The sequence below is a fragment of the Sphingomonas sp. SP5 genome (assembly GCF_058313455.1).
In genome coordinates this window covers 517,029-534,868 of sequence record NZ_JBZFLF010000003.1, presented here as the reverse complement: position 1 = coordinate 534,868, position 17,840 = coordinate 517,029, and the positions used below count along the sequence as shown (strand labels likewise).

The following is a 17,840-nucleotide window of genomic DNA, read 5'->3' as shown; positions in this document are numbered from 1 at the left end:
CGGAAATGAGACAGGATGCGTCACCCATTGCCGCAATGCAGCCTCGTCCGGCCATTTTAGCGCAGGCGGCCGCTCGCGGTGTCGCGGGCCGGATCAATAGTCCTTGGACACGCGCACGTTGGCGCTCTGGCGGCCAAGCGTCGAAATGCTGGACAAGAGCGAAAGCCAGCGGGTGACCTGGAACTCGACCTGCGTCGCCGAATAGCCCTGCCCGTCCGTGACGATCTCGGCATACAGGCGCCGCGTCACGAACTTGCCTGCGGCGATCGACGTCCCCTGCCCCGTCTGCGGATCGGCGGGCAGGATGCGTAGCCGGTCGAGACCTGCGGCGCGCCGCACCGCGTTGATCGGGTTGAGGCCCCTGCCGCCATCCTGCAGCGCCGCCACCGCGGCGGCGAGCTGCAACGCCTCCGGCGCGGACAGCCGCGTGATCGACGTGCCGAACAGCAGGCGGGACAGCAGCTCGTCCTCGGGCAGCGCCGGCACGCTGCTGAAGCCGATCTCCGGCTTCAAGGCGGTACCTGTCACCCGGATCGAGGCGCTGAGCCCGGTGGTGTCCGCATTCGCCTCGATATCGAGCGCTGGGTTGGCCGGCACCTCGCCGGCGAAGCGGATGATGCCGCGGCGCAGCTCGAACTTGCGGCCGGCGAATTCGTAATCGCCGCGCACCAGATTGGCCTGGCCGCTGATTGCCGGATTGTCCGGCTGTCCCGCGATGCCGAGGTCGGCAGACCATTCGCTCGACAGGCCGAGGCCGCTGACGATCACCTTGTCGGCTGCACGCGCCTTGATCGCCAGCGTCCAGGGAGATGCCGGCGCCTCATCCTCCTCGCCGCCGTCGGGCAGGTTGATCTCGCGGATGTTGAGCCGCGGCACGGCGGTGGCGGCGGTCGCCTGGCCAAGGCGATAGCGGCTGCGGTTGAGCACCACGTCGCCGCCGATCCGCCCGCCCGCGCCATCGGAGGTGAAGGTCAGCGGCCCGGTGACGGTCGCGCCCACATCGTCCCGGTTTATCATCACCGCGTGATCGGCCTGCAACCGGATATCGAGCCCGATGCCGTGCGCCGCGGCGAAATCGAACCCGCCGCTGCCGGTGACGCGTCCGCCCTTGCCGGCGTCGGCGGCGAAGCGGTCGATCTGGAGCCGCGATCCGCCGAAGCGGCCGTTCGCCACGACATTGGTCAGCACGGTGCCGGTGGTGGCACTCTCGATCCGGGCGCCGTTCGCCTGCAACGCGCCACGGATGACGGGCGCGCCGATGCGGCCGCTGACGTCGGCTCCGATCGCGACCGGACCCGACAGGTCGAACAGCTCGACCCCGGTCAGCCGCCAGATCGTGTCGGCCGGCCCCTGATAGCGGACCTGCGCGATCAGCGGCGCGGCCGCGATCCGGTCGGCGAGGTCGCCGCTGCCGAGCGGCTTCAGCAGCGCCTGCGCCCGCCCGATCGTCTTCCCGCCCGACGCCATCACCGCGCGCACGCCCAGCCGGTCGGCGGTCAGCACCGCGGCGAGCCCGAGGTCGATCGGACGCGCCGCCAGCACCAGCCCCGCCCGGCTCAGCCCGCGCACGGTCACGTCGGCGCGGCCCGTGGGCGCCTCCCCGTCGGCACGCGCATAGCTGAACGACCCCGATGCCGTGCCGCCGAGCCCCAGGCGGGGAAAGCCGATGTCGAGGATGGCGAGCGGCATCCGCGTGAGCGAGGCATCGATCGCCAGCCCCGTCCCGGCGAAGCGTCCGGCCACCTGCCCCTCGCCGCCGGCAAAGCTCAGCCGCGTCGGCGCGAGGCGCCAGCCGTCGCCGTCCCGCGTGAACTCCGCCGGGGTGAGTAGTTTCAGCGGCCGCCGGTCGAGCGTGCCTTGTGCCGCGACCGAGACGCTCTGCGGCGTCACTTGCGTCACGCTCTGGATATCGAACGCCCGGCCGCGCGACCCCGCGATGGAGGCGCGGATCTCTCCCGTTCCCCCGCGCAATTGCGCATGGCCGGCGAAACGCGCGAGGCTGAGCCGTCCCTGCCGCAGGCCCTGGCCGGTCGCCGTCGCCTCCAGCGACGCTCCCGCCGGATCGAGCAGCACCACTGCGTCGAGGTGCCCGCGGCGCAACGTCGCGCCGGCGAGTTGCGCGTTGGCGGCATCGAGGTGCGTCTCGATCCGCTGCACGGTGTCGACCGGCCGGAACAGCAACTCGCCCGTCATGCCTCCACCCGCTACGGCCAGCCGCCCGTTGAACCCGCCGCTGACGATCGCGAGCCGCCCCGCCGCCGCGGTGCCGCTGACCGCCAGCCGATCGACGATCAGGATGTCGTCGACGCCGGGCGGCATCAGCAGGATCGATCCGGCGAGCGTGAACGGCCCCAGCCGCGATCCTCCTTGCGCCCGATAGACGAAGCCCTGCGGCGTCGGATCGAGGTGCGCGCGAACCTGCGCGAGGCCCAGCGTCGCATTGGGGCTGGTGAAAGCGAGATCCAGCGTCGGCCGATCGATCTTGCCGTCGAGCGTCAGCGTGACGGGGCCATAGGTGCCGTGGCGGCCGCTCGCCTCGATATGGAAGGTTTCGTCGCGGCGGCGATAGCCGTTGCCACGCAGCGTCAGCAGCGGCGCGGTCAGCACCATGTTCGAAAAGTGCAGCACGCCGTCGGGGCTGCGCTCCAGGCCGGTGACGATCCGCGGCAGGCCCCCGGCCAGCCCGCGCAGGAAGCCGTTGTCGAGCCGCACCACCTGCACCGCGCCGCGCCCGACGATGCGTGTGCCCCGCCCGCCGGCGCCCGGCACGACGCGCAGGTCGGATCGCAGGTCGACCACCCCCAGCCCCTTGATATACAAGCGGTTGAGCGTGCCGTTGAGGCCGACCTCATAGCGGCCGGTGGCGAAATCGATCGCCAGCATCAGCCGCGCGGCGAGCTTGTCGGAGCGCAGCCGCAGCGCATCGCCGGTCAGCAGATTGCCCTTCAGCGTCAGCGGCCCGTCGAGGCTGAGGTTGCGCAGGATACCGCCGGCGACGGCGCCGATGCCGGTCACCTCCGCTGCGGCGAAGCGGGTCGGCATGACGAGGTGACGCTGGCCGAGACGGCCTTGGCCGGCAAGCCGCACCCCGCGCATGCCGGTGCGATCCACCGCCAGCCGATCGGCCCGCAGGCGATAGTCGAAGCGGGCGGTGGCGAAGCTGCCGTCGAGCACCATCCGCGCCTCCATCCCGCTGCCGCTCATCGCCGGGATCACCGCGGCGGGCCGGAGCAGCCGCGTGACGATGCGGACGTTGCGCCACGCGTTGGCGCCGAGATCGATCACACCGGTCGCGCGCGCCGCCAGCGCCGGGCTGCGCAGCGACAGCGTGCCGTCGAGCCGCCGTGCCGCGAAGGTCGCCCTGCCGTCGATGCGGACCCGCGGCCCCGCCAGCCGCTGGACCAGGCCACCGAACTGCCCGGCGGGCACGAGCTCACCCGCCAGGGCGTAGCGGCCCGCGTCGGCGGCGAGATTGAGGTCGATCAGGCGCGCGGTGCCGCTGCGCCCGATCGCGCGGCCGCGCCAGTGCGACCAGCTGCCGGTACCGCCGATATCGAGCGCCAGCGACCGGCGGCTGCCGATGCTGCGCGCCAGCACGCCGCCCGCCGCGCCCGCGGCGCGCACGTCGATATCGAACCGGTCGCGGTCGGGCTCGGCATCGAGGCGCAGCGCGAGCCGGTCCGAGCCTGCCACCGATGCGGCGAGCCGGACACGCGCGTGACCGCGGCGGATATCGGCACGGCCCCGCACCCGCCCGACCCGCTCGGTGCCGAGCACCGGTCGGGCGAGCACCAGCCGGTCGATCGCAAGATCGCCGATCGCGATATCGAAATCGGGCAGGATCGGGCCACGCCGCCGCGAAGGCCGCGTGTGCGGCGCGTGGAACAGCGTCGCCTGCGGAATCGCCAGCCGCCGGATCACCAGCCGGTTGTCGAGCCACAGCCACGGCGCCCAGTCGAGCGTCACCGCCGGCGCCTGCGCCAACAGCCCGTCGAGGTCGTGGACCCGCACGTCCTTCAACTGCGCCCGCCCGTACAGCGAACCGTCGATCCGGCCGACCGTGAAGCGCAGCCCGTTGGCGGTGCGGATCGCACCGATCCGCTCGGCGACCCAGCGATGGCCGACATCGGTGTCGACGATCGCCAGCGCCAGCGCGACGATGCCGGCCAGCGCCGCGAGCACGCCGGCGATGCGCCGCAGCCAGCGCGTCAAAACGCCTGCCCCAGCGATACATAGACCGCGATACGGCTGTCGCCCGGCTGCGGGTTCAGGGGCGTACCGACGTCGAGGCGGATCGGACCGAAGTTGGAATAATAGCGCACGCCGACGCCGGCACCATATTGGAAGTCGCCGAGCCGCGGCAGCGCGCTGGTATAGATCGTGCCGCCGTCGAGGAACGGCACGATGCCGAAATTGCCGAACGCCTTGACCCGCGTCTCGATCGAAAATTCGGCGAGGCTGCGGCCGCCGATCGGGTCGTTGTTGACGTCGCGCGGGCCGATCGCCTGATAGCCATAGCCGCGCACCGAGGCGCCGCCGCCTGCGTAGAAGCGCCGCGACGGCGCGATCCGATCGCGCGAGGCGCCGAGGATCGATCCCAGCCGGATGCGCTCTGCCAGCACCACGCCGCGCTTCACCGGCTGGTACGCGCTGCCGTCGACCTGCAATCGGGCATAGCCGAAGGCGGCGCCCTCCAGCGAGAATTCCGGGCTGATCCGGCCGCCGAGGCGGAAGCCGCGCGTCGGGTTGAGCAGATCGTCGGACCCGTCGTAGTTGAGGCTGGTCGGCGCGGCGGCGATGTAGAAGGTGCGCCGGCGCGGCTGGCCGGTGGCGGCGATCACGTCGCGCTCGTCCGAACTGAGCAATTCGCCGCCGAGCGACCAGGTCCATGCCTTCTGGAAGAAGATCGTCGTCTGCCGTTCCAGGCTGGCGGCGAGCGTGAACGTCTTGGCCTCATAGGCGTCGCGCTGGACGTGGCTGGCGGCGATCTGCGCGGTCAGCACGCGGTCGCGCGCCCCGAGATTGTTGCGGCGGAACACGACGCTGCCCAATTGCTCGCGCGTACCCAGCACGCTGCGCAGGGTCAGCGCGCCTTCGGGCGGAAACAGGTTGCGATGCGTCCAGCTGAGTTCCGCGCGCGCGCCCTCGCCCGATCCATAGCCCAGCTCGCCCGCGATGGTATGCGGCGGCGCCGGCTCCAGCTTGACGCCCACATCGACCGTCTCGGGGTCGCTTCCCGCCACCGGCTTCACCTCCACCGACGAGACGAGGCCGGTCTGCACCAGCGCCCGCCTCAGGTCCTCGAGCGACGCCGAATCATAGGGGTCGCCGGGGGCGAATCGCGCGATCTCCTGCACATGGTGCGGGCCGAACACCTGGTTGCCGGGCAGCGCCACGACCTGGCCGAAGCGGCGCGCGCCGCCCGGTGCCACGGCGAGGTCGAGCGTCGCCGTCTTGGTCGCGTGATCGACGACGATCTGCGGCTCGCCCACGTCGGCGAAGGGAAAGCCCTCCTGCCCGATCCGCGTCGTCAGCCGCGCCTGCCCCGCGACGATCGCATCGGCATTGACCGGATCGGCGGGCTTCACCCCGAACGCCTGGCGCAGATCCTGCGCCTTGCCCTCCGCCGCGGCGATGCCGCCCAGCGTCACGTCCTTGAAGCGGTAGAGCGTGCCCGGTTCCGCCTGCAACACCACCAGCGGCTTGGGCCCCGGTTCGACCCGCGTCGTCACCCGCGCATCATAATAGCCTTCGCCGCGCAGCAGCGTCTGCAACAGGTCGGCATCCTCGCGCGCCCGGCGATCGAGCTGCGCGGCATTGGCGGGGCTGCCGTCGTTGGCGTTGAGCGTCGAGAGTTCGTCGAAGCGCTGGCGCAGCAGCGGCGTCGCCGCGCTATCCAGCCCGTCGAGCCGCCATGCATAGCGCGCCTCCGCCGCCACGTCGGTCGTCGCGACCGGCGTGGCGGCGGCCGCGTCCTTGCCGAGGTCCGGCCAGGCGACGCCGATGTCGGGCAGCGGCGCCAGCGGCGCATCGGGGTCGAGCGGGATCGCCTCCGCGGGGCTGGTCTGCGCCGCGGCCTGCCCGGAAAGAAGAATGGCGGCCGCGCCTAGCCCGAACCACCCCACACGCGACACCATGGCATGCGTCCTAGCGTGGCGCGACGCTGGACAATAGTCCCCCGACAGGCACTTGCCCGATCGGTCCGGCGCGGCCGCGAACCCGACCGTCGGAAGGACGCGCTCAGTGGACGGTGCCGACCGCCTCTTCGGACACCATCAGCGCGACCAGCCGCTCGGTCTGCCGCCAGCGGCAGAAATGCAGATAGTTGCCGATGTCGCGCATGTGCCCGGCGCGAATCGCCGCCTCGACCGGCGCCTGCTCACCGAACGTCGCGATCAGGTCCGCCGCATCGGCAACCTGCTGGGCGTCGGCAAGATACATGGCGGCCATAAAAAATTCCTGAAGGCGTGGGGTTGGCCCGCCCTTCTTCACAACGCGTGCCAAGTTTCCCCCGGGTGCGGTGCACGGCGGCTGCCGATGGTAAACAGGGCCGGCGCGGCGCCGTGGGCGTGTCCCATATGTCCCGGGAGGGGACGGGTGGCGTCCCGCGGCGGGACGTGGCAGGGCGTCCCGCATGGCCGAAACTCCTCCTTCCGCCGCGGGCGGCATCCTGATCGCCATCTGCTCGATCGGCGGCACCGTCGTCGGATTGATGCAGGGTCAGGTGACGATCGGCTTCCTCGCCGGGCTCGTCATCGGCAGCCTCGGCGCCGTGGCGGTGTGGCTGCGCGACCGGCGCCGATAGGCGCGCTCGTCCGCCGTCTCATTGCGGCGCGCGCATCAGCCACACCACGCGGCCGATCACCTCGATCGTCCCGTCCGGCAGCGGCAGTGCCGCCGGGTTGTCGCTGGTCGCGATCAGCGCCCCCCGTGCCGCCCGGACGCGCTTGACCATCACCGCATCCTCGATCCGGATCACGAACACCCCGCCCCGCGCATCGGGCGCACGGCGGGCGCGATCGACCACGATCAGGTCGCCGTCGACCAGCCCCGGCTCCATCGAATCGCCGCGCACCCGCACGATCGCCGCCTGCCCGTCGCGCAAGCCCAGTTGCGCGGCGAGCGCCGGGTCGATCGCCGCCGCCCCGAGCACGATCTCGCCATCGACGAACGCGCCCGGCCCTGCCGATGCCGCCACGTCGAGCCGCGGCAGCGCGAAGCTGCGCCGGCGCGCGTCGGCGCCAAGCTCCACCTCGTCCACCCCGAAATAATCGGCGAGCCGCCGCCGGTCCTCGCCATCCAGCCGCCGCGGCGATCCGCGCGATACGAACTGGTGGAGATAGGCGGCATTGCGCCCCAACATCGCCGACAGCGCCGCCAGGCTGTCACCGCGCGCAGCCGCCAGCGCCCGCAGCCGCTCCCTGGGATCGATCGTCTCCACAGTGGATGCGATGCCATAGGAAATTTTCCTAGACAAGTTGGATCATGCGGAACAGATCAAGAACACAAATCACTGGACTCGAGAGGGAACGATGTGCCTGCTCATCAAGATCGACCGCTATCTTCGGCAAACCCGTATGTCGCGCACGCAGTTCGGGCGGCTGGCGGTCAACGATCCGCGGCTGGTGACCGACATGATGCGCGGCCGCGTCATCGGGCCACGGACCGCGGCGCGGATCGAACGCTTCATGGCGCGGAACGGGTGATGGTGCACCGGCCGAACCCCGCCGCGCGGCTGCTGCGGGCCCTCGCCGCGGACGCACACGGGTACGGGCTGACCCTGCGCCCCGTCAGCGACGACACGATCCCTTGGGCGAGCGCGACGTTCGTCGGCGTGCGCCTGTCGGTGCATCTGGCGGTGACCGGCGGCGATCCCGCCGCGTGGCTCGCCGCCCTGCCGGAAGCGGACCTGCCCGTTCCCGGCCACCTCGTCGCCGACTGCGTCGTCGCCCGCGCCGATCCGTCGGCGGTCGCGCTCGACGTGCTGCTGCTGGAGGCGTGAACGGCGATGCGATAGACAGGCGGCCATGACCCTCACCTACCGCAGCTACCTGCGCCTGCCCGAACTGCTCGACCTCCAGTCGCCGCTCAGCGGCGTGCACGACGAATTGCTGTTCGTGACCATCCACCAGGCATCCGAATTGTGGATGAAGCTGTGCCTGCACGAACTCGGCGAGGCGCGGCGCCGGATCGCGGCGGACGACCTGCCGCCCGCGCTCAAGATGATGGCGCGGGTCAGCCGCATCCAGGCGCAGCTGATCCAGTCGTGGGAGGTGCTGGCGACGATGACGCCGGCGGATTACGTCGCGATGCGCGGCAGCCTGGGCAGCAGCTCGGGCTTCCAGTCCGATCAATATCGCTGCCTGGAATTCGTGATGGGCAATCGCAACGCCGCGATGGTCGACATCTTCGACGAAGCGGCGGTGCGCGAGCGGCTGGCCGACGAACTCGCCCGTCCCAGCCTGTACGACGAGGCGCTGCGCCTGCTCGCCCGGCGCGGGCTGCCGGTGCCGCCCGAACGGCTGGAACGCGATTTCGCCCGCACCGCCCCGCCGAGCGACGCGGTGCAGGCCTGCTGGGCGACCGTGTACGGCAACCCGCACGATCATTGGGACCTGTACGAACTTGCCGAAAAGCTCGTCGACCTCGAATATCACGTCCAGCTCTGGCGCTTCGGCCATCTCAAGACGGTGGAGCGCGTCATCGGATTCAAGACCGGCACCGGCGGCACGTCGGGCGTGCAATATCTGGCCAAGGTGGTGGAACAGCGCTTCTTTCCCGAACTGCTCGACGTGCGCACCAGCCTGTGACGCACGGTCATGCCGAATTCACTTTGATATAATGTAACATCTCCGCTAAGGGCGCGTGCGATTGCACCCACGCACCAGTATCCCCGCGGAGTATCGATGCTGAAATCCACCCTGTTCGCCGGCGCCGCCCTGATCGCCCAACCCGCCCTGGCCCAAACCGCCGTGCCCGCCCCCACGCCCACGCCGGCACCCGCAGCTGGCCAGCAGGGTCGCGACATCATCGTCACCGCCGCCCTGCCGCAGAGCGAGCGAGACGTGCTGCAAGGCACCTCGGTGCTCACCGGCGAGGAACTGGCGCGCAACCTGCGCCCGACGATCGGTGAGACGCTGGCCCGCCAGCCCGGCGTGTCGGCGACCTCGTTCGGCCCCAGCGCCTCGCGGCCGATCCTGCGCGGTTTCCAGGGCGACCGCATCCGCGTGCTGACCGACGGCATCGGGTCGATCGACGTCAGCAACACCAGCGTCGACCATGCCGTCATCATCGATCCGCTACTCGCCGAGCGCGTCGAGGTGCTGCGCGGCCCGGCGGCGCTGCTGTACGGGTCGTCCGCGGTCGGCGGCGTCGTCAACGTCATCGATACGCGCATCCCCCGGTCGGTGCCCGAAAACGGCTATCGGCTGAACGGCATCGCCAATTACGGGTCGGCCGCGAACGAGCGGTCGGGCGGCGCGGCAGGCGACGTGGCGGTGGGCCAGCACCTCGTCCTGCATGCCGACGGCTCCTACCTCAAGTCGGACGACCTGCGCACCGGCCACGGCTATATCTTGTCGCCGCAGGCGCGTGCCGCGGCGCTGAGTCAGGTCGGCCTGCCGCAGCCCGGCGCCGACGAGCCGATCGACTTCGCCGCCTCCGCCGCGCTGCGCAACCGCCTGCCCAATTCGGCGGCCGAGACGTGGACCGCCGGCGCCGGCGCGTCGATCATCACCGACACCGGCAACCTCGGCATCTCCTACAGCCATTACGACAGCCTCTACGGCGTGCCGATCCGCTATGCGACCGAGGTCGGGCAGGAGCAGGAGGCACCGCGCCTGTCGGTCGTCCAGAACCGCGTCGACCTCCGCGGCGAGGTGCAGACCGGCGGCGGCTTCCTCGATCGCGTCCGCATCCGCGCCGGCCAGGCGAATTACCGCCATTTCGAACTGGAAGAGGACGGCAGCGTCGGCACCGCCTTCTACAACAAGGGGCTGGAAGGGCGGCTGGAGGTCGTACAGGCCAACCGCGGCGGCTGGCAGGGGGCGAGCGGCGTCCAGTATTTCAACCGCATCTTCAACGTCGTCGGCGACGAAGCCTTTCTGCCCAAGAACGAAACCAACCAGACCGGCTTCTTCACCCTGCAGCAATATGCCAACGGCCCGTTCCGCGCAGAGGGCGGCCTGCGCTACGAACTGACCGACGTCGCCGGCCGCGTGCCGGTCGGCAACGATCGCTTCTACGGCGGCACCCGGCATTTCGATGCGCTGTCGGGATCGATCGGCGCCTCCTATGCGATCGGCGACGGCATCCGCGTCGGCCTCAACGGCTCGCGCACCGAACGCGCGCCGTCGGCGGAGGAACTGCTCGCCAACGGCCCGCATGCCGGCACGCAGGCCTATGAACTGGGCGATCCGAACTTCCGGCTGGAGAAGAGCTGGGGCCTGGAAGCGACGCTGCACGCGCATGGCGACGGCTACAGCTTCGATGCCTCCGCCTATTACAACTGGTTCTCCAACTACATTTCGGAAAACCGCGTCGATCAGGCGGTGTGCGAGGCGCGCTCGGACGAGGTCGACCTGCCCTGCTTCCAATACCAGCAGGGCGATGCCCGCTATTGGGGCTTCGAGGCGAACGGATCGGTGCGGCTCGCGCGGATCGGCGGCTATACGATCAACGCCGACCTGCTCGGCGATTACGTGCGCGCCAACATCGTCGACGTCGGCCCGGTGCCGCGCATTCCCCCAGCGCGCGTGCTCGGCGGCCTGGAGGCGCAGGGCGACCGGATCGGCGGCCGCGTCGAGGTGGAACACGTCTTCCCGCAGAACCGCCTCGCCGCGTTCGAGACGCGCACCGCCGACTATACGATGGTCAACGCCACCGCCTCGTTCAGCCCGTTCGGCAAGGACAGCCGGACCAGCCTGCTGGTGTCGGCGAACAACATCTTCGACGTGGTAGCGCGCCGGCATTCCAGCTTCCTCAAGGACTTCGCGCCCCTCGCCGGCCGCGACATCCGCGTAACCCTCCGCTTCGGCATCTAAATAAATCCTCCCCGGCACGGGGAGGGGGACCGCGCCGCAGGCGTGGTGGAGGGGGCTCTCCGCGCAACATGTCGCCTGTGGAAGCCCCCCTCCGTCAGCGCTGAAGCGCTGGCACCTCCCCGTACCGGGGAGGAATTAGCGCCCCCTTGCCCCCCGCCCCATCCTCCCGTACCGCGCCTTCAAAAGGAGACGGATGATGGCCGGCATGGGCAAGTTCGACTGGGCGGACCCGTTCCTGCTCGACGAGCAGTTGAGCGAGGACGAGCAGATGATCCGCGACACGGCGCGCAGCTATGCCGAGGATCGGCTGGCACCGCGGATCGTCGAGGCGTTCCAGCACGAACATACCGATCCCGCGATCTTCCGCGAGATGGGCGAACTCGGCCTGCTCGGCCCGACGGTGCCGGAGGAATATGGCGGCGTCGGCGCAAGCTATGTCGCCTATGGCCTGGTCGCGCGCGAGGTGGAGCGGATCGATTCCGGCTATCGCTCGATGATGAGCGTGCAGTCGAGCCTGGTCATGTACCCGATCTACGCCTTCGGATCGGAGGCGCAGAAGCGCACCTTCCTCCCCAAACTCGCCAGCGGCGAATGGATCGGCTGTTTCGGCCTCACCGAACCCGATGCCGGCTCCGACCCCGGCGGCATGACGACGCGGGCGCGCAAGGTGGACGGCGGCTATGTGCTGTCGGGTACCAAGACGTGGATCTCGAACGCCCCCATCGCCGACGTGTTCGTGGTGTGGGCGAAGAGCGATGCGCATGGCGGCGCGATCCGCGGCTTCGTGCTCAACAAGGGCGTGTCCGGCCTGTCCGCGCCGAAGATCGAGGGCAAGCTGTCCCTGCGCGCCTCGATCACCGGCATGATCGTGATGGAGGATGTCGAGGTCGGCGAGGACGCGCTGCTGCCCGATGTCGAGGGGCTGAAGGGTCCGTTCGGCTGCCTCAATCGCGCCCGCTACGGGATCAGCTGGGGCGCGCTGGGCGCCGCCGAGTTCTGCTTCCACGCCGCGCGGCAATACGGGCTCGACCGCAAGCAGTTCGGCACGCCGCTCGCCGGGCGGCAGCTGTTCCAGAAGAAGCTCGCCGATATGGAGACGGAGATCGCGCTCGGCCTGCAAGCCTCGCTGCGCGTCGGCCGCCTGATGGACGAAGGCCGCTTCGCGCCGGAGATGGTGTCGATCGTCAAGCGCAACAACGTCGGCAAGGCGCTTGATATCGCCCGCCACGCCCGCGACATGCACGGCGGCAACGGCATCTCGGGCGAATATCAGGTGATGCGCCACGTCATGAACCTCGAAACGGTCAACACCTATGAAGGCGCGCATGACGTCCACGCGCTGATCCTCGGCCGCGCGATCACCGGGATCGCGGCGTTTTGAGTACAACCGAAAGCCCCTCCCCTTCAGGGAAGGGGCTTAAGAACACCCCCCTCGCCGGCCTCAAGGTCCTCGAACTCGCCCGTATCCTCGCCGGGCCATGGGCGGGACAGGTGCTCGCCGACCTCGGTGCGGAGGTCACCAAGGTGGAATCCCCCGCCGGCGACGACACCCGCACATGGGGGCCGCCCTTCGTCGACAATGGCGACGGCACGCGCGATGCGGCCTATTTCCACGCCTGCAACCGCGGCAAGACCTCGATCGTCGTCGACTTCGCCACCCCCCAGGGCCAGCAGCGCATCCGCGACCTCGCCGCGGAGGCGGACGTGCTGATCGAGAATTTCAAGGTCGGCGGCCTCGCCCGCTACGGCCTCGATTACGCCAGCCTCTCCGCGCTCAATCCGGCGCTGGTCTATTGCTCGATCACCGGGTTCGGGCAGGATGGCCCCTATGCCCCCCGCGCCGGCTACGACTTCATCGTGCAGGGGATGAGCGGCATGATGGACTTGACCGGCGAGCCCACCGGCGCGCCGCAGAAGATCGGCGTCGCCATGGCCGACATCACCACCGGGCTTTACGCCGTGATCGCGATCCAGGCGGCACTGGCGATGCGCGCACGCACCGGGCGCGGCCAGCATATCGACATGGCGCTGCTCGACACGATGACCGGCGTACTCGCCAACCAGGCCGCCAATTACTTCGCCAGCGGCGTCTCGCCGGCACGGGTCGGCAACGCGCACCTCAACGTCTGCCCCTATGCCGTGTTCGAGACGGCGGACGGATGGTTCATCCTCGCGGTCGGCAACGATGGCCAGTTTCGCCGCTTCTGCGGCGTCGTCGGCCTGGACGCGGGCGATCCCCGCTACGCCAGCAATGCGCTGCGGCTGGAGCATCGCGAGCCGCTGTTCGCAGCGATCACCGCGGCGACGCGCACCTTCGCGCGGGACGACCTGCTCGCCCGGCTGGAGGCGGCGGGCGTGCCGGCCGGCCCGATCAACACGGTCGAGCAGGCGCTGGCCGATCCGCAGGTGCTGGCGCGCGGCATGGTGCTGGACGGCGGCCCGATCCGCGGCTTGCGCACGCCGATCCGCTTTTCGGATGCGGAACTCGCGACCGGCCGGCCGGCCCCGCGGCTGGGATCGGGCTAGGCGGGCTGACCCTTTTCCCTCCGTCCATGCCGAGGGACAACGGGGCATAACATTTGTTGTGCTCCTTCGACACCGGGCCTAGCCTCTCCCGAAAAGGAGAGACACATGGCGCCACCGCCGCTCGCAGGCCTGCGCATCGTCGAGATGGCGGGGATCGGACCGGGGCCATTCTGCGGCATGATGCTCGCCGATCATGGTGCGGAGGTGATCCGCATCGATCGCGGCGTAGAGCCCGGTTTCAGTGACCCCGCGAAGGACCCGTTGCTCCGCTCGCGCCGCTCCGTGGCGCTCGACCTCAAGACCGCCGCGGGCGTTGCCGCGGTCAGGCGGATCGCGGCCGGTGCCGACGGCCTGATCGAAGGCTTCCGCCCCGGCGTGATGGAGCGGCTGGGGCTCGGCCCCGACGTGCTGCTCGGCGACAATCCGCGCCTCGTCTATGGCCGCATGACCGGCTGGGGGCAGGACGGACCGCTCGCCCAGGCGCCGGGTCACGACATCAACTATATCGCCCTGTCGGGCACGCTCCACGCCTTCGGTCCGGCAGGCGGCAAGCCGACACCGCCGATCAACATGGTCGGCGACTTCGGCGGCGGCGGCATGCTGCTCGCCTTCGGCATGCTGGCCGCGCTGCTCCACGCGCAGCGTACCGGCACCGGTCAGGTCGTCGATGCCGCGATGACCGACGGGTCGGCATTGCTGATGAGCATGATCTGGGGCTTCCGCAGCATGGGTCGGTGGAGCGACGCACGCGGCACCAACCTGCTCGATGGCGGCGCCCCCTTCTACGACACCTACGCCACCGCCGACGGCCGCTGGATCGCCGTCGGTGCGATCGAGCCCGCCTTCTATGCGGCGCTGCGCCGCGTGCTGGCGCTGGATGCGCCCCTGTGGGACCGGCAGTTCGATCCCTCAGCGTGGCCGGCGATGCGAGGGGAGCTGACGGCGCTGTTCCTCACCCGCTCGCGCGACGACTGGGCGGTGGCGTTCGCCGGCACGCAGGCATGCGTGACGCCGGTGCTCGCCCCCGACGAAGCGCTCGCCGATCCGCACAATCGCGCACGCGGCACGCTGGAGGTGGTGGACGGCGTCGCCCAGCCCCTCCCCGCGCCGCGCTACTCGTCGAGCGGCACGGTGCCGCCGGCACTCGCCACCCGGCGTGACGATGCGGTGGTGCTCGCCGACCTCGGCTTTTCCGCCGCAGAGATCGCCGCGCTTCAGGCGGCGCGCTCGACCTCGGGTGCCGGACGGCGCGCGTAGAGGCCATAGCTCAGGATCAGCGCGTAGCAGATCGCCGGCAGCAGCAGCGAAAACTGCATCGATCCGGTCACGTCGGCGATCATGCCGGTCAGCGGCGGGATGATCGCGCCGCCGACGATGGCGGTGGCGATGACGCCCGATCCCTCCGCCGCGCGCTTGCCCAGCCCCTCGCTGGCGAGGGTGAAGATGGTCGGGAACATGATCGAATTCATCAGCCCGATCGCCAGCAGCGTATAGCCCGCCACCGCGCCGGTGGTGTTCGCCGAAACGAGGATCAGCGCGATCGCACCGGTCGCCACCGCCGCCAGCACCTTGCCCGGCGCGATGCGGGTGAGCACGTAGGAACCGATGAAGCGGCCGACCAGCGCACCGCCCCAATAATAGGGCACGTAATTGCCCGCCGCCTGATCGCCGATGCCGAACACCGATGCCTGCATCAGGTACAGCACGATCACCGATCCGATCGCCACTTCCGCACCGACGTAGAGGAAGATGCAGGCCGTCCCCATCGCGAAGCGCGGCCGCTTCAGCAGGGTAAAGGCGTGGAAGATGCTGCCGGTATGATCCTGCTCTTCCTTCAGCCGGTTGCGCCGCGTCCACACCACCGCGGCGATGACCAGCAGCGCGACGGCGAGGCCCAGGTAGGTGTGCACGATCGCCTGCGCCGCCTCCTGCCGGTACGAGACGAGCGCCGCACCGGTCAGCGATGCCGCACTGACGCTGGCAAGGCTGCCGAGGATCAGCGACGAGCCGACGCGCGGGAAGATCGTTGTGCCGAGCGAGTTGAAGGCCTGCGCGAAGGTCAGCCGGCTCGACGCCGTCTCGGGCTTGCCGAGCAGCGAGATCAGCGGATTGGCCACCACCTGCACGATGGTGATCCCCGCCCCCAGCACGAACAGCGCGACCAGGAACATGGCGAAGGTGGCGCTCTGCGCCGCCGGGATGAACAGCAGGCAGCCGACCATCATCGTGACGAGGCCGATCGAGGCGGTCCGCATATAGCCCGCCCGCCGCACGATCGCCGCCGCGGGCAGCGAGAACAGCGCATAGGCGAGGAAGAACGCGGACTGCACCAGCATCGACGTCGCATGGTCGAGCGTGAACAGCTCCTTCAGCTTGGGGATGATGATATCGTTGAGGCTGGTGATCCCGCCGAAGATGAAGAACAGCGCGATCACGAAGACGCGCAGGTCGGGCGCATCATAGCCGTGCTGCGCATCGCCGGAGGCGGCGGCCGCGCTGGAAGACGTGGTATCGACATGCATGGCCATGGAAGGGCAGCCTTTTGGCAATAAACGAGTGCGCCGGGCATAGGCGTCGCCCCCCGCGGCTGGCAAGCATCTGGATCGCCTGCCCTCCGCTCGGCTAGAGCGGCTGTCATGTCGCGCCTCACGGTCAACAACCAGCCGGTCGAATACCGGCTCGATCCCGCCACGCCCCTGCTGTGGGCGCTGCGCGACGCCTCCAACCTCACCGGCACCAAATACGGCTGCGGCACCGGCCATTGCGGCGCCTGCACGGTGGATGTCGACGGGCGGGCGGTGCTGGCCTGCCAGGTGCCGATCGGCTCGGTCGAGGGGACCTATGTCACCACGATCGAGGGGCTGTCGCGCGAACGCAACCATCCGCTGCAACTCGCCTTCATCGCCGCCAACGTGCCGCAGTGCGGCTTCTGCATCCCCGGCATCATCATGGCGGCATCGGTGCTGCTCAAGCGGCGGCCCGACCCCAGCGAGGACGAGATCGGCGCCGCGATCCGCAACCTGTGCCGCTGCGGCATCTATCCGCGGCTGGTGGAGGCAATCCAGCAGGCCGGCCGCGCCAGCCGCGGCGAAGAGACGATCCCCGCGGCGGCGCGCCCCGGCATCGACCCCGCCGATGCCGCCCGCGTCGTCCCCGCCCTGGTGCCGCCGCAGCGCGACCGTCCCGACAAGCTGTCGGAACGCTGACGAACCCATTTAACCTGCGCACACGCAGGCGCGGCTATACCCGGCGTCATCATCGGGGCCGGCTCGTGCGCCGGCAGGGTTTGAGGACACAGGCGTCATGAGGAGCATGATACGGGCGCTGCTGGCGGCATCGATGCTGATGCCGATCGCCGCGCAGGCACAGGCGCAGGAGGGGCGCGAACGCGGCGAGCGCCCGAATCGCGAATGGGGCGAGCGCGGCGGCCGTCCGCAGCGCGCCGCGGAGGTCGGGCCGGACGCGCAGGTCCGCAACGAACGGCCGCAATGGCGCAGCCGCAGCGAGGGCCAGCTCGATCGCCCGCCAGCCCAGCCGCCGGCGGCAGGCGAGCGCCCCGCCCGCGTCGACTGGCGCCAGCAGAACAGCGGCGGCGACCGTCCGCAATGGCGCGGTGGCGAGCGCCAGCCGGGCGAGCGCAGCCCGGTGGACCGCGGTGACGGCCGCTGGAACCGCGGCGACCGGCCGCAGCCGGGTGCCGACGGGCGCCGCCCGGCCTTCGGCACCCCCGACGGCAACGCCGCCCCCGGCTGGCGCAACGGAACGCGTGATCCGCGCGCCGACGGCCGTGGCCGGGACGGCGGCGGCTGGAACGGCGACCGGCGGCAGGCAGATCCGCGGCAATGGCGCGCTGACCGCGGCAGCGATGGCCGGGGCTGGAATGATCGCGACCGCAACGACCGGGGCTGGGACGGGCGCGGCTGGAATGACCGCGGTCGGGAAACGCGCTTTGGCGGCACCTGGAACCGTGGCTGGCGCAACGACCGGCGCTACGACTGGACGCATTATCGGATGGAGAATCGCGGCGCCTATCGCCTGCCCCGCTATTACGCGCCGTCGGGCTGGGACTATGGCTATCGCCGCTTCTCGGTCGGCGTGTCGCTGTCGTCGATCCTGTTCAGCCAGAACTACTGGATCGACGATCCCTTCGCCTATCGCCTGCCGGAGGCTTATGGCCCCTACCGCTGGGTGCGCTATTACGACGATGCGCTGCTCGTCGACATCCGCAGCGGCGTGGTGGTGGACGTGGTCTACGACATCTTCGACTGATTC

At 70.3% G+C, this 17,840-nt stretch carries 15 protein-coding genes; 10 read left to right on the top strand and 5 right to left on the bottom strand.

The features are described 5' to 3' along the window. Positions 1-93: 93 nt before the first annotated feature. The 3 genes from AC4GY7_RS10375 to AC4GY7_RS10365 all read right to left on the bottom strand — a co-directional run bounded on the left by AC4GY7_RS10375 (position 94) and on the right by AC4GY7_RS10365 (position 6,450). Entirely contained in the window at positions 94-4,212 is a 4,119-nt protein-coding gene (locus AC4GY7_RS10375) for a translocation/assembly module TamB domain-containing protein (protein ID WP_491113539.1), read from the bottom strand. Beyond that, positions 4,209-6,137: an autotransporter assembly complex protein TamA gene (locus AC4GY7_RS10370; RefSeq protein ID WP_491113537.1), complete on the bottom strand. Its 1,929-nt coding sequence runs from the start codon at positions 6,135-6,137 to the stop codon at positions 4,209-4,211. Before AC4GY7_RS10370 ends, AC4GY7_RS10375 begins: the two co-directional genes overlap by 4 nt. 103 nt (positions 6,138-6,240) lie before the next feature. Then, positions 6,241-6,450 carry a hypothetical protein gene (locus AC4GY7_RS10365; protein ID WP_491113535.1) on the bottom strand — a complete coding sequence of 70 codons (210 nt, stop codon included), beginning with the start codon at positions 6,448-6,450 and terminating at the stop codon, positions 6,241-6,243. Positions 6,451-6,634: 184 nt separating this feature from the next. Between AC4GY7_RS10365 and AC4GY7_RS10360 the strand changes: the two genes are divergently transcribed. Continuing rightward, a complete protein-coding gene (locus tag AC4GY7_RS10360) occupies positions 6,635-6,805 on the top strand; it encodes a hypothetical protein (RefSeq protein WP_491113533.1) in 171 nt (56 codons plus the stop codon). A gap of 18 nt (positions 6,806-6,823) precedes the next feature. Here the strand turns inward: AC4GY7_RS10360 and AC4GY7_RS10355 are convergent, their stop codons facing one another. Beyond that, positions 6,824-7,441: a LexA family transcriptional regulator gene (locus AC4GY7_RS10355; RefSeq protein WP_491113531.1), complete on the bottom strand. Its 618-nt coding sequence runs from the start codon at positions 7,439-7,441 to the stop codon at positions 6,824-6,826. A gap of 91 nt (positions 7,442-7,532) precedes the next feature. On the opposite strand from AC4GY7_RS10355, the gene AC4GY7_RS10350 reads away from it, so the two are divergent. From AC4GY7_RS10350 to AC4GY7_RS10320, 7 genes are all read left to right on the top strand, one after another. Continuing rightward, a complete protein-coding gene (locus AC4GY7_RS10350) occupies positions 7,533-7,706 on the top strand; it encodes a hypothetical protein (protein WP_491113530.1) in 174 nt (57 codons plus the stop codon). 2 nt (positions 7,707-7,708) lie between these two features. Next, positions 7,709-8,002, top strand: coding sequence for a hypothetical protein (locus tag AC4GY7_RS10345; RefSeq protein WP_491113528.1), 294 nt, complete (start codon positions 7,709-7,711; stop codon positions 8,000-8,002). A 25-nt stretch (positions 8,003-8,027) separates the two neighbouring features. Then, a complete protein-coding gene (locus AC4GY7_RS10340) occupies positions 8,028-8,810 on the top strand; it encodes a tryptophan 2,3-dioxygenase (protein WP_491113526.1) in 783 nt (260 codons plus the stop codon). Between the two features lie 96 nt (positions 8,811-8,906). Next, complete coding sequence (locus AC4GY7_RS10335; RefSeq protein ID WP_491113525.1) at positions 8,907-11,042, top strand: TonB-dependent receptor; 2,136 nt, start codon at positions 8,907-8,909, stop codon at positions 11,040-11,042. Positions 11,043-11,238: 196 nt separating this feature from the next. Then, the gene (locus AC4GY7_RS10330; protein ID WP_491113761.1) at positions 11,239-12,423 is read left to right on the top strand and encodes an acyl-CoA dehydrogenase; all 1,185 of its coding nucleotides are present in this window, start codon (positions 11,239-11,241) and stop codon (positions 12,421-12,423) included. After that, positions 12,420-13,568, top strand: a complete 1,149-nt coding sequence (locus tag AC4GY7_RS10325) for a CaiB/BaiF CoA transferase family protein (RefSeq protein ID WP_491113523.1) — start codon at positions 12,420-12,422, stop codon at positions 13,566-13,568. Before AC4GY7_RS10330 ends, AC4GY7_RS10325 begins: the two co-directional genes overlap by 4 nt. Before the next feature lie 105 nt (positions 13,569-13,673). Continuing rightward, positions 13,674-14,825: a CaiB/BaiF CoA transferase family protein gene (locus AC4GY7_RS10320; protein WP_491113521.1), complete on the top strand. Its 1,152-nt coding sequence runs from the start codon at positions 13,674-13,676 to the stop codon at positions 14,823-14,825. Here AC4GY7_RS10320 and AC4GY7_RS10315 read toward each other — a convergent pair. Beyond that, complete coding sequence (locus tag AC4GY7_RS10315; RefSeq protein ID WP_491113519.1) at positions 14,783-16,096, bottom strand: sugar MFS transporter; 1,314 nt, start codon at positions 16,094-16,096, stop codon at positions 14,783-14,785. The two genes, AC4GY7_RS10320 and AC4GY7_RS10315, sit on opposite strands and share 43 nt — an antisense overlap. A 108-nt stretch (positions 16,097-16,204) precedes the next feature. Between AC4GY7_RS10315 and AC4GY7_RS10310 the strand changes: the two genes are divergently transcribed. Both AC4GY7_RS10310 and AC4GY7_RS10305 read left to right on the top strand, forming a co-directional pair. After that, positions 16,205-16,774 carry a (2Fe-2S)-binding protein gene (locus AC4GY7_RS10310; RefSeq protein ID WP_491113517.1) on the top strand — a complete coding sequence of 190 codons (570 nt, stop codon included), beginning with the start codon at positions 16,205-16,207 and terminating at the stop codon, positions 16,772-16,774. Positions 16,775-16,871: 97 nt separating this feature from the next. Further along, the gene (locus AC4GY7_RS10305; RefSeq protein WP_491113515.1) at positions 16,872-17,837 is read left to right on the top strand and encodes an RcnB family protein; all 966 of its coding nucleotides are present in this window, start codon (positions 16,872-16,874) and stop codon (positions 17,835-17,837) included. Positions 17,838-17,840: the final 3 nt, after the last annotated feature.

Bases quoted from the DNA above. Each gene is read 5' to 3' on its own strand.
- AC4GY7_RS10370 (WP_491113537.1), bottom strand. From the start codon at position 6,137: ATGGTGTCGCGTGTGGGGTGGTTCGGGCTAGGCGCGGCCGCCATTCTT.
- AC4GY7_RS10365 (WP_491113535.1), bottom strand. From the start codon at position 6,450: ATGGCCGCCATGTATCTTGCCGACGCCCAGCAGGTTGCCGATGCGGCG.
- AC4GY7_RS10360 (WP_491113533.1), top strand. From the start codon at position 6,635: ATGGCCGAAACTCCTCCTTCCGCCGCGGGCGGCATCCTGATCGCCATC.
- AC4GY7_RS10350 (WP_491113530.1), top strand. From the start codon at position 7,533: ATGTGCCTGCTCATCAAGATCGACCGCTATCTTCGGCAAACCCGTATG.
- AC4GY7_RS10340 (WP_491113526.1), top strand. From the start codon at position 8,028: ATGACCCTCACCTACCGCAGCTACCTGCGCCTGCCCGAACTGCTCGAC.
- AC4GY7_RS10335 (WP_491113525.1), top strand. From the start codon at position 8,907: ATGCTGAAATCCACCCTGTTCGCCGGCGCCGCCCTGATCGCCCAACCC.
- AC4GY7_RS10330 (WP_491113761.1), top strand. From the start codon at position 11,239: ATGGCCGGCATGGGCAAGTTCGACTGGGCGGACCCGTTCCTGCTCGAC.
- AC4GY7_RS10320 (WP_491113521.1), top strand. From the start codon at position 13,674: ATGGCGCCACCGCCGCTCGCAGGCCTGCGCATCGTCGAGATGGCGGGG.
- AC4GY7_RS10315 (WP_491113519.1), bottom strand. From the start codon at position 16,096: ATGGCCATGCATGTCGATACCACGTCTTCCAGCGCGGCCGCCGCCTCC.
- AC4GY7_RS10310 (WP_491113517.1), top strand. From the start codon at position 16,205: ATGTCGCGCCTCACGGTCAACAACCAGCCGGTCGAATACCGGCTCGAT.
- AC4GY7_RS10305 (WP_491113515.1), top strand. From the start codon at position 16,872: ATGAGGAGCATGATACGGGCGCTGCTGGCGGCATCGATGCTGATGCCG.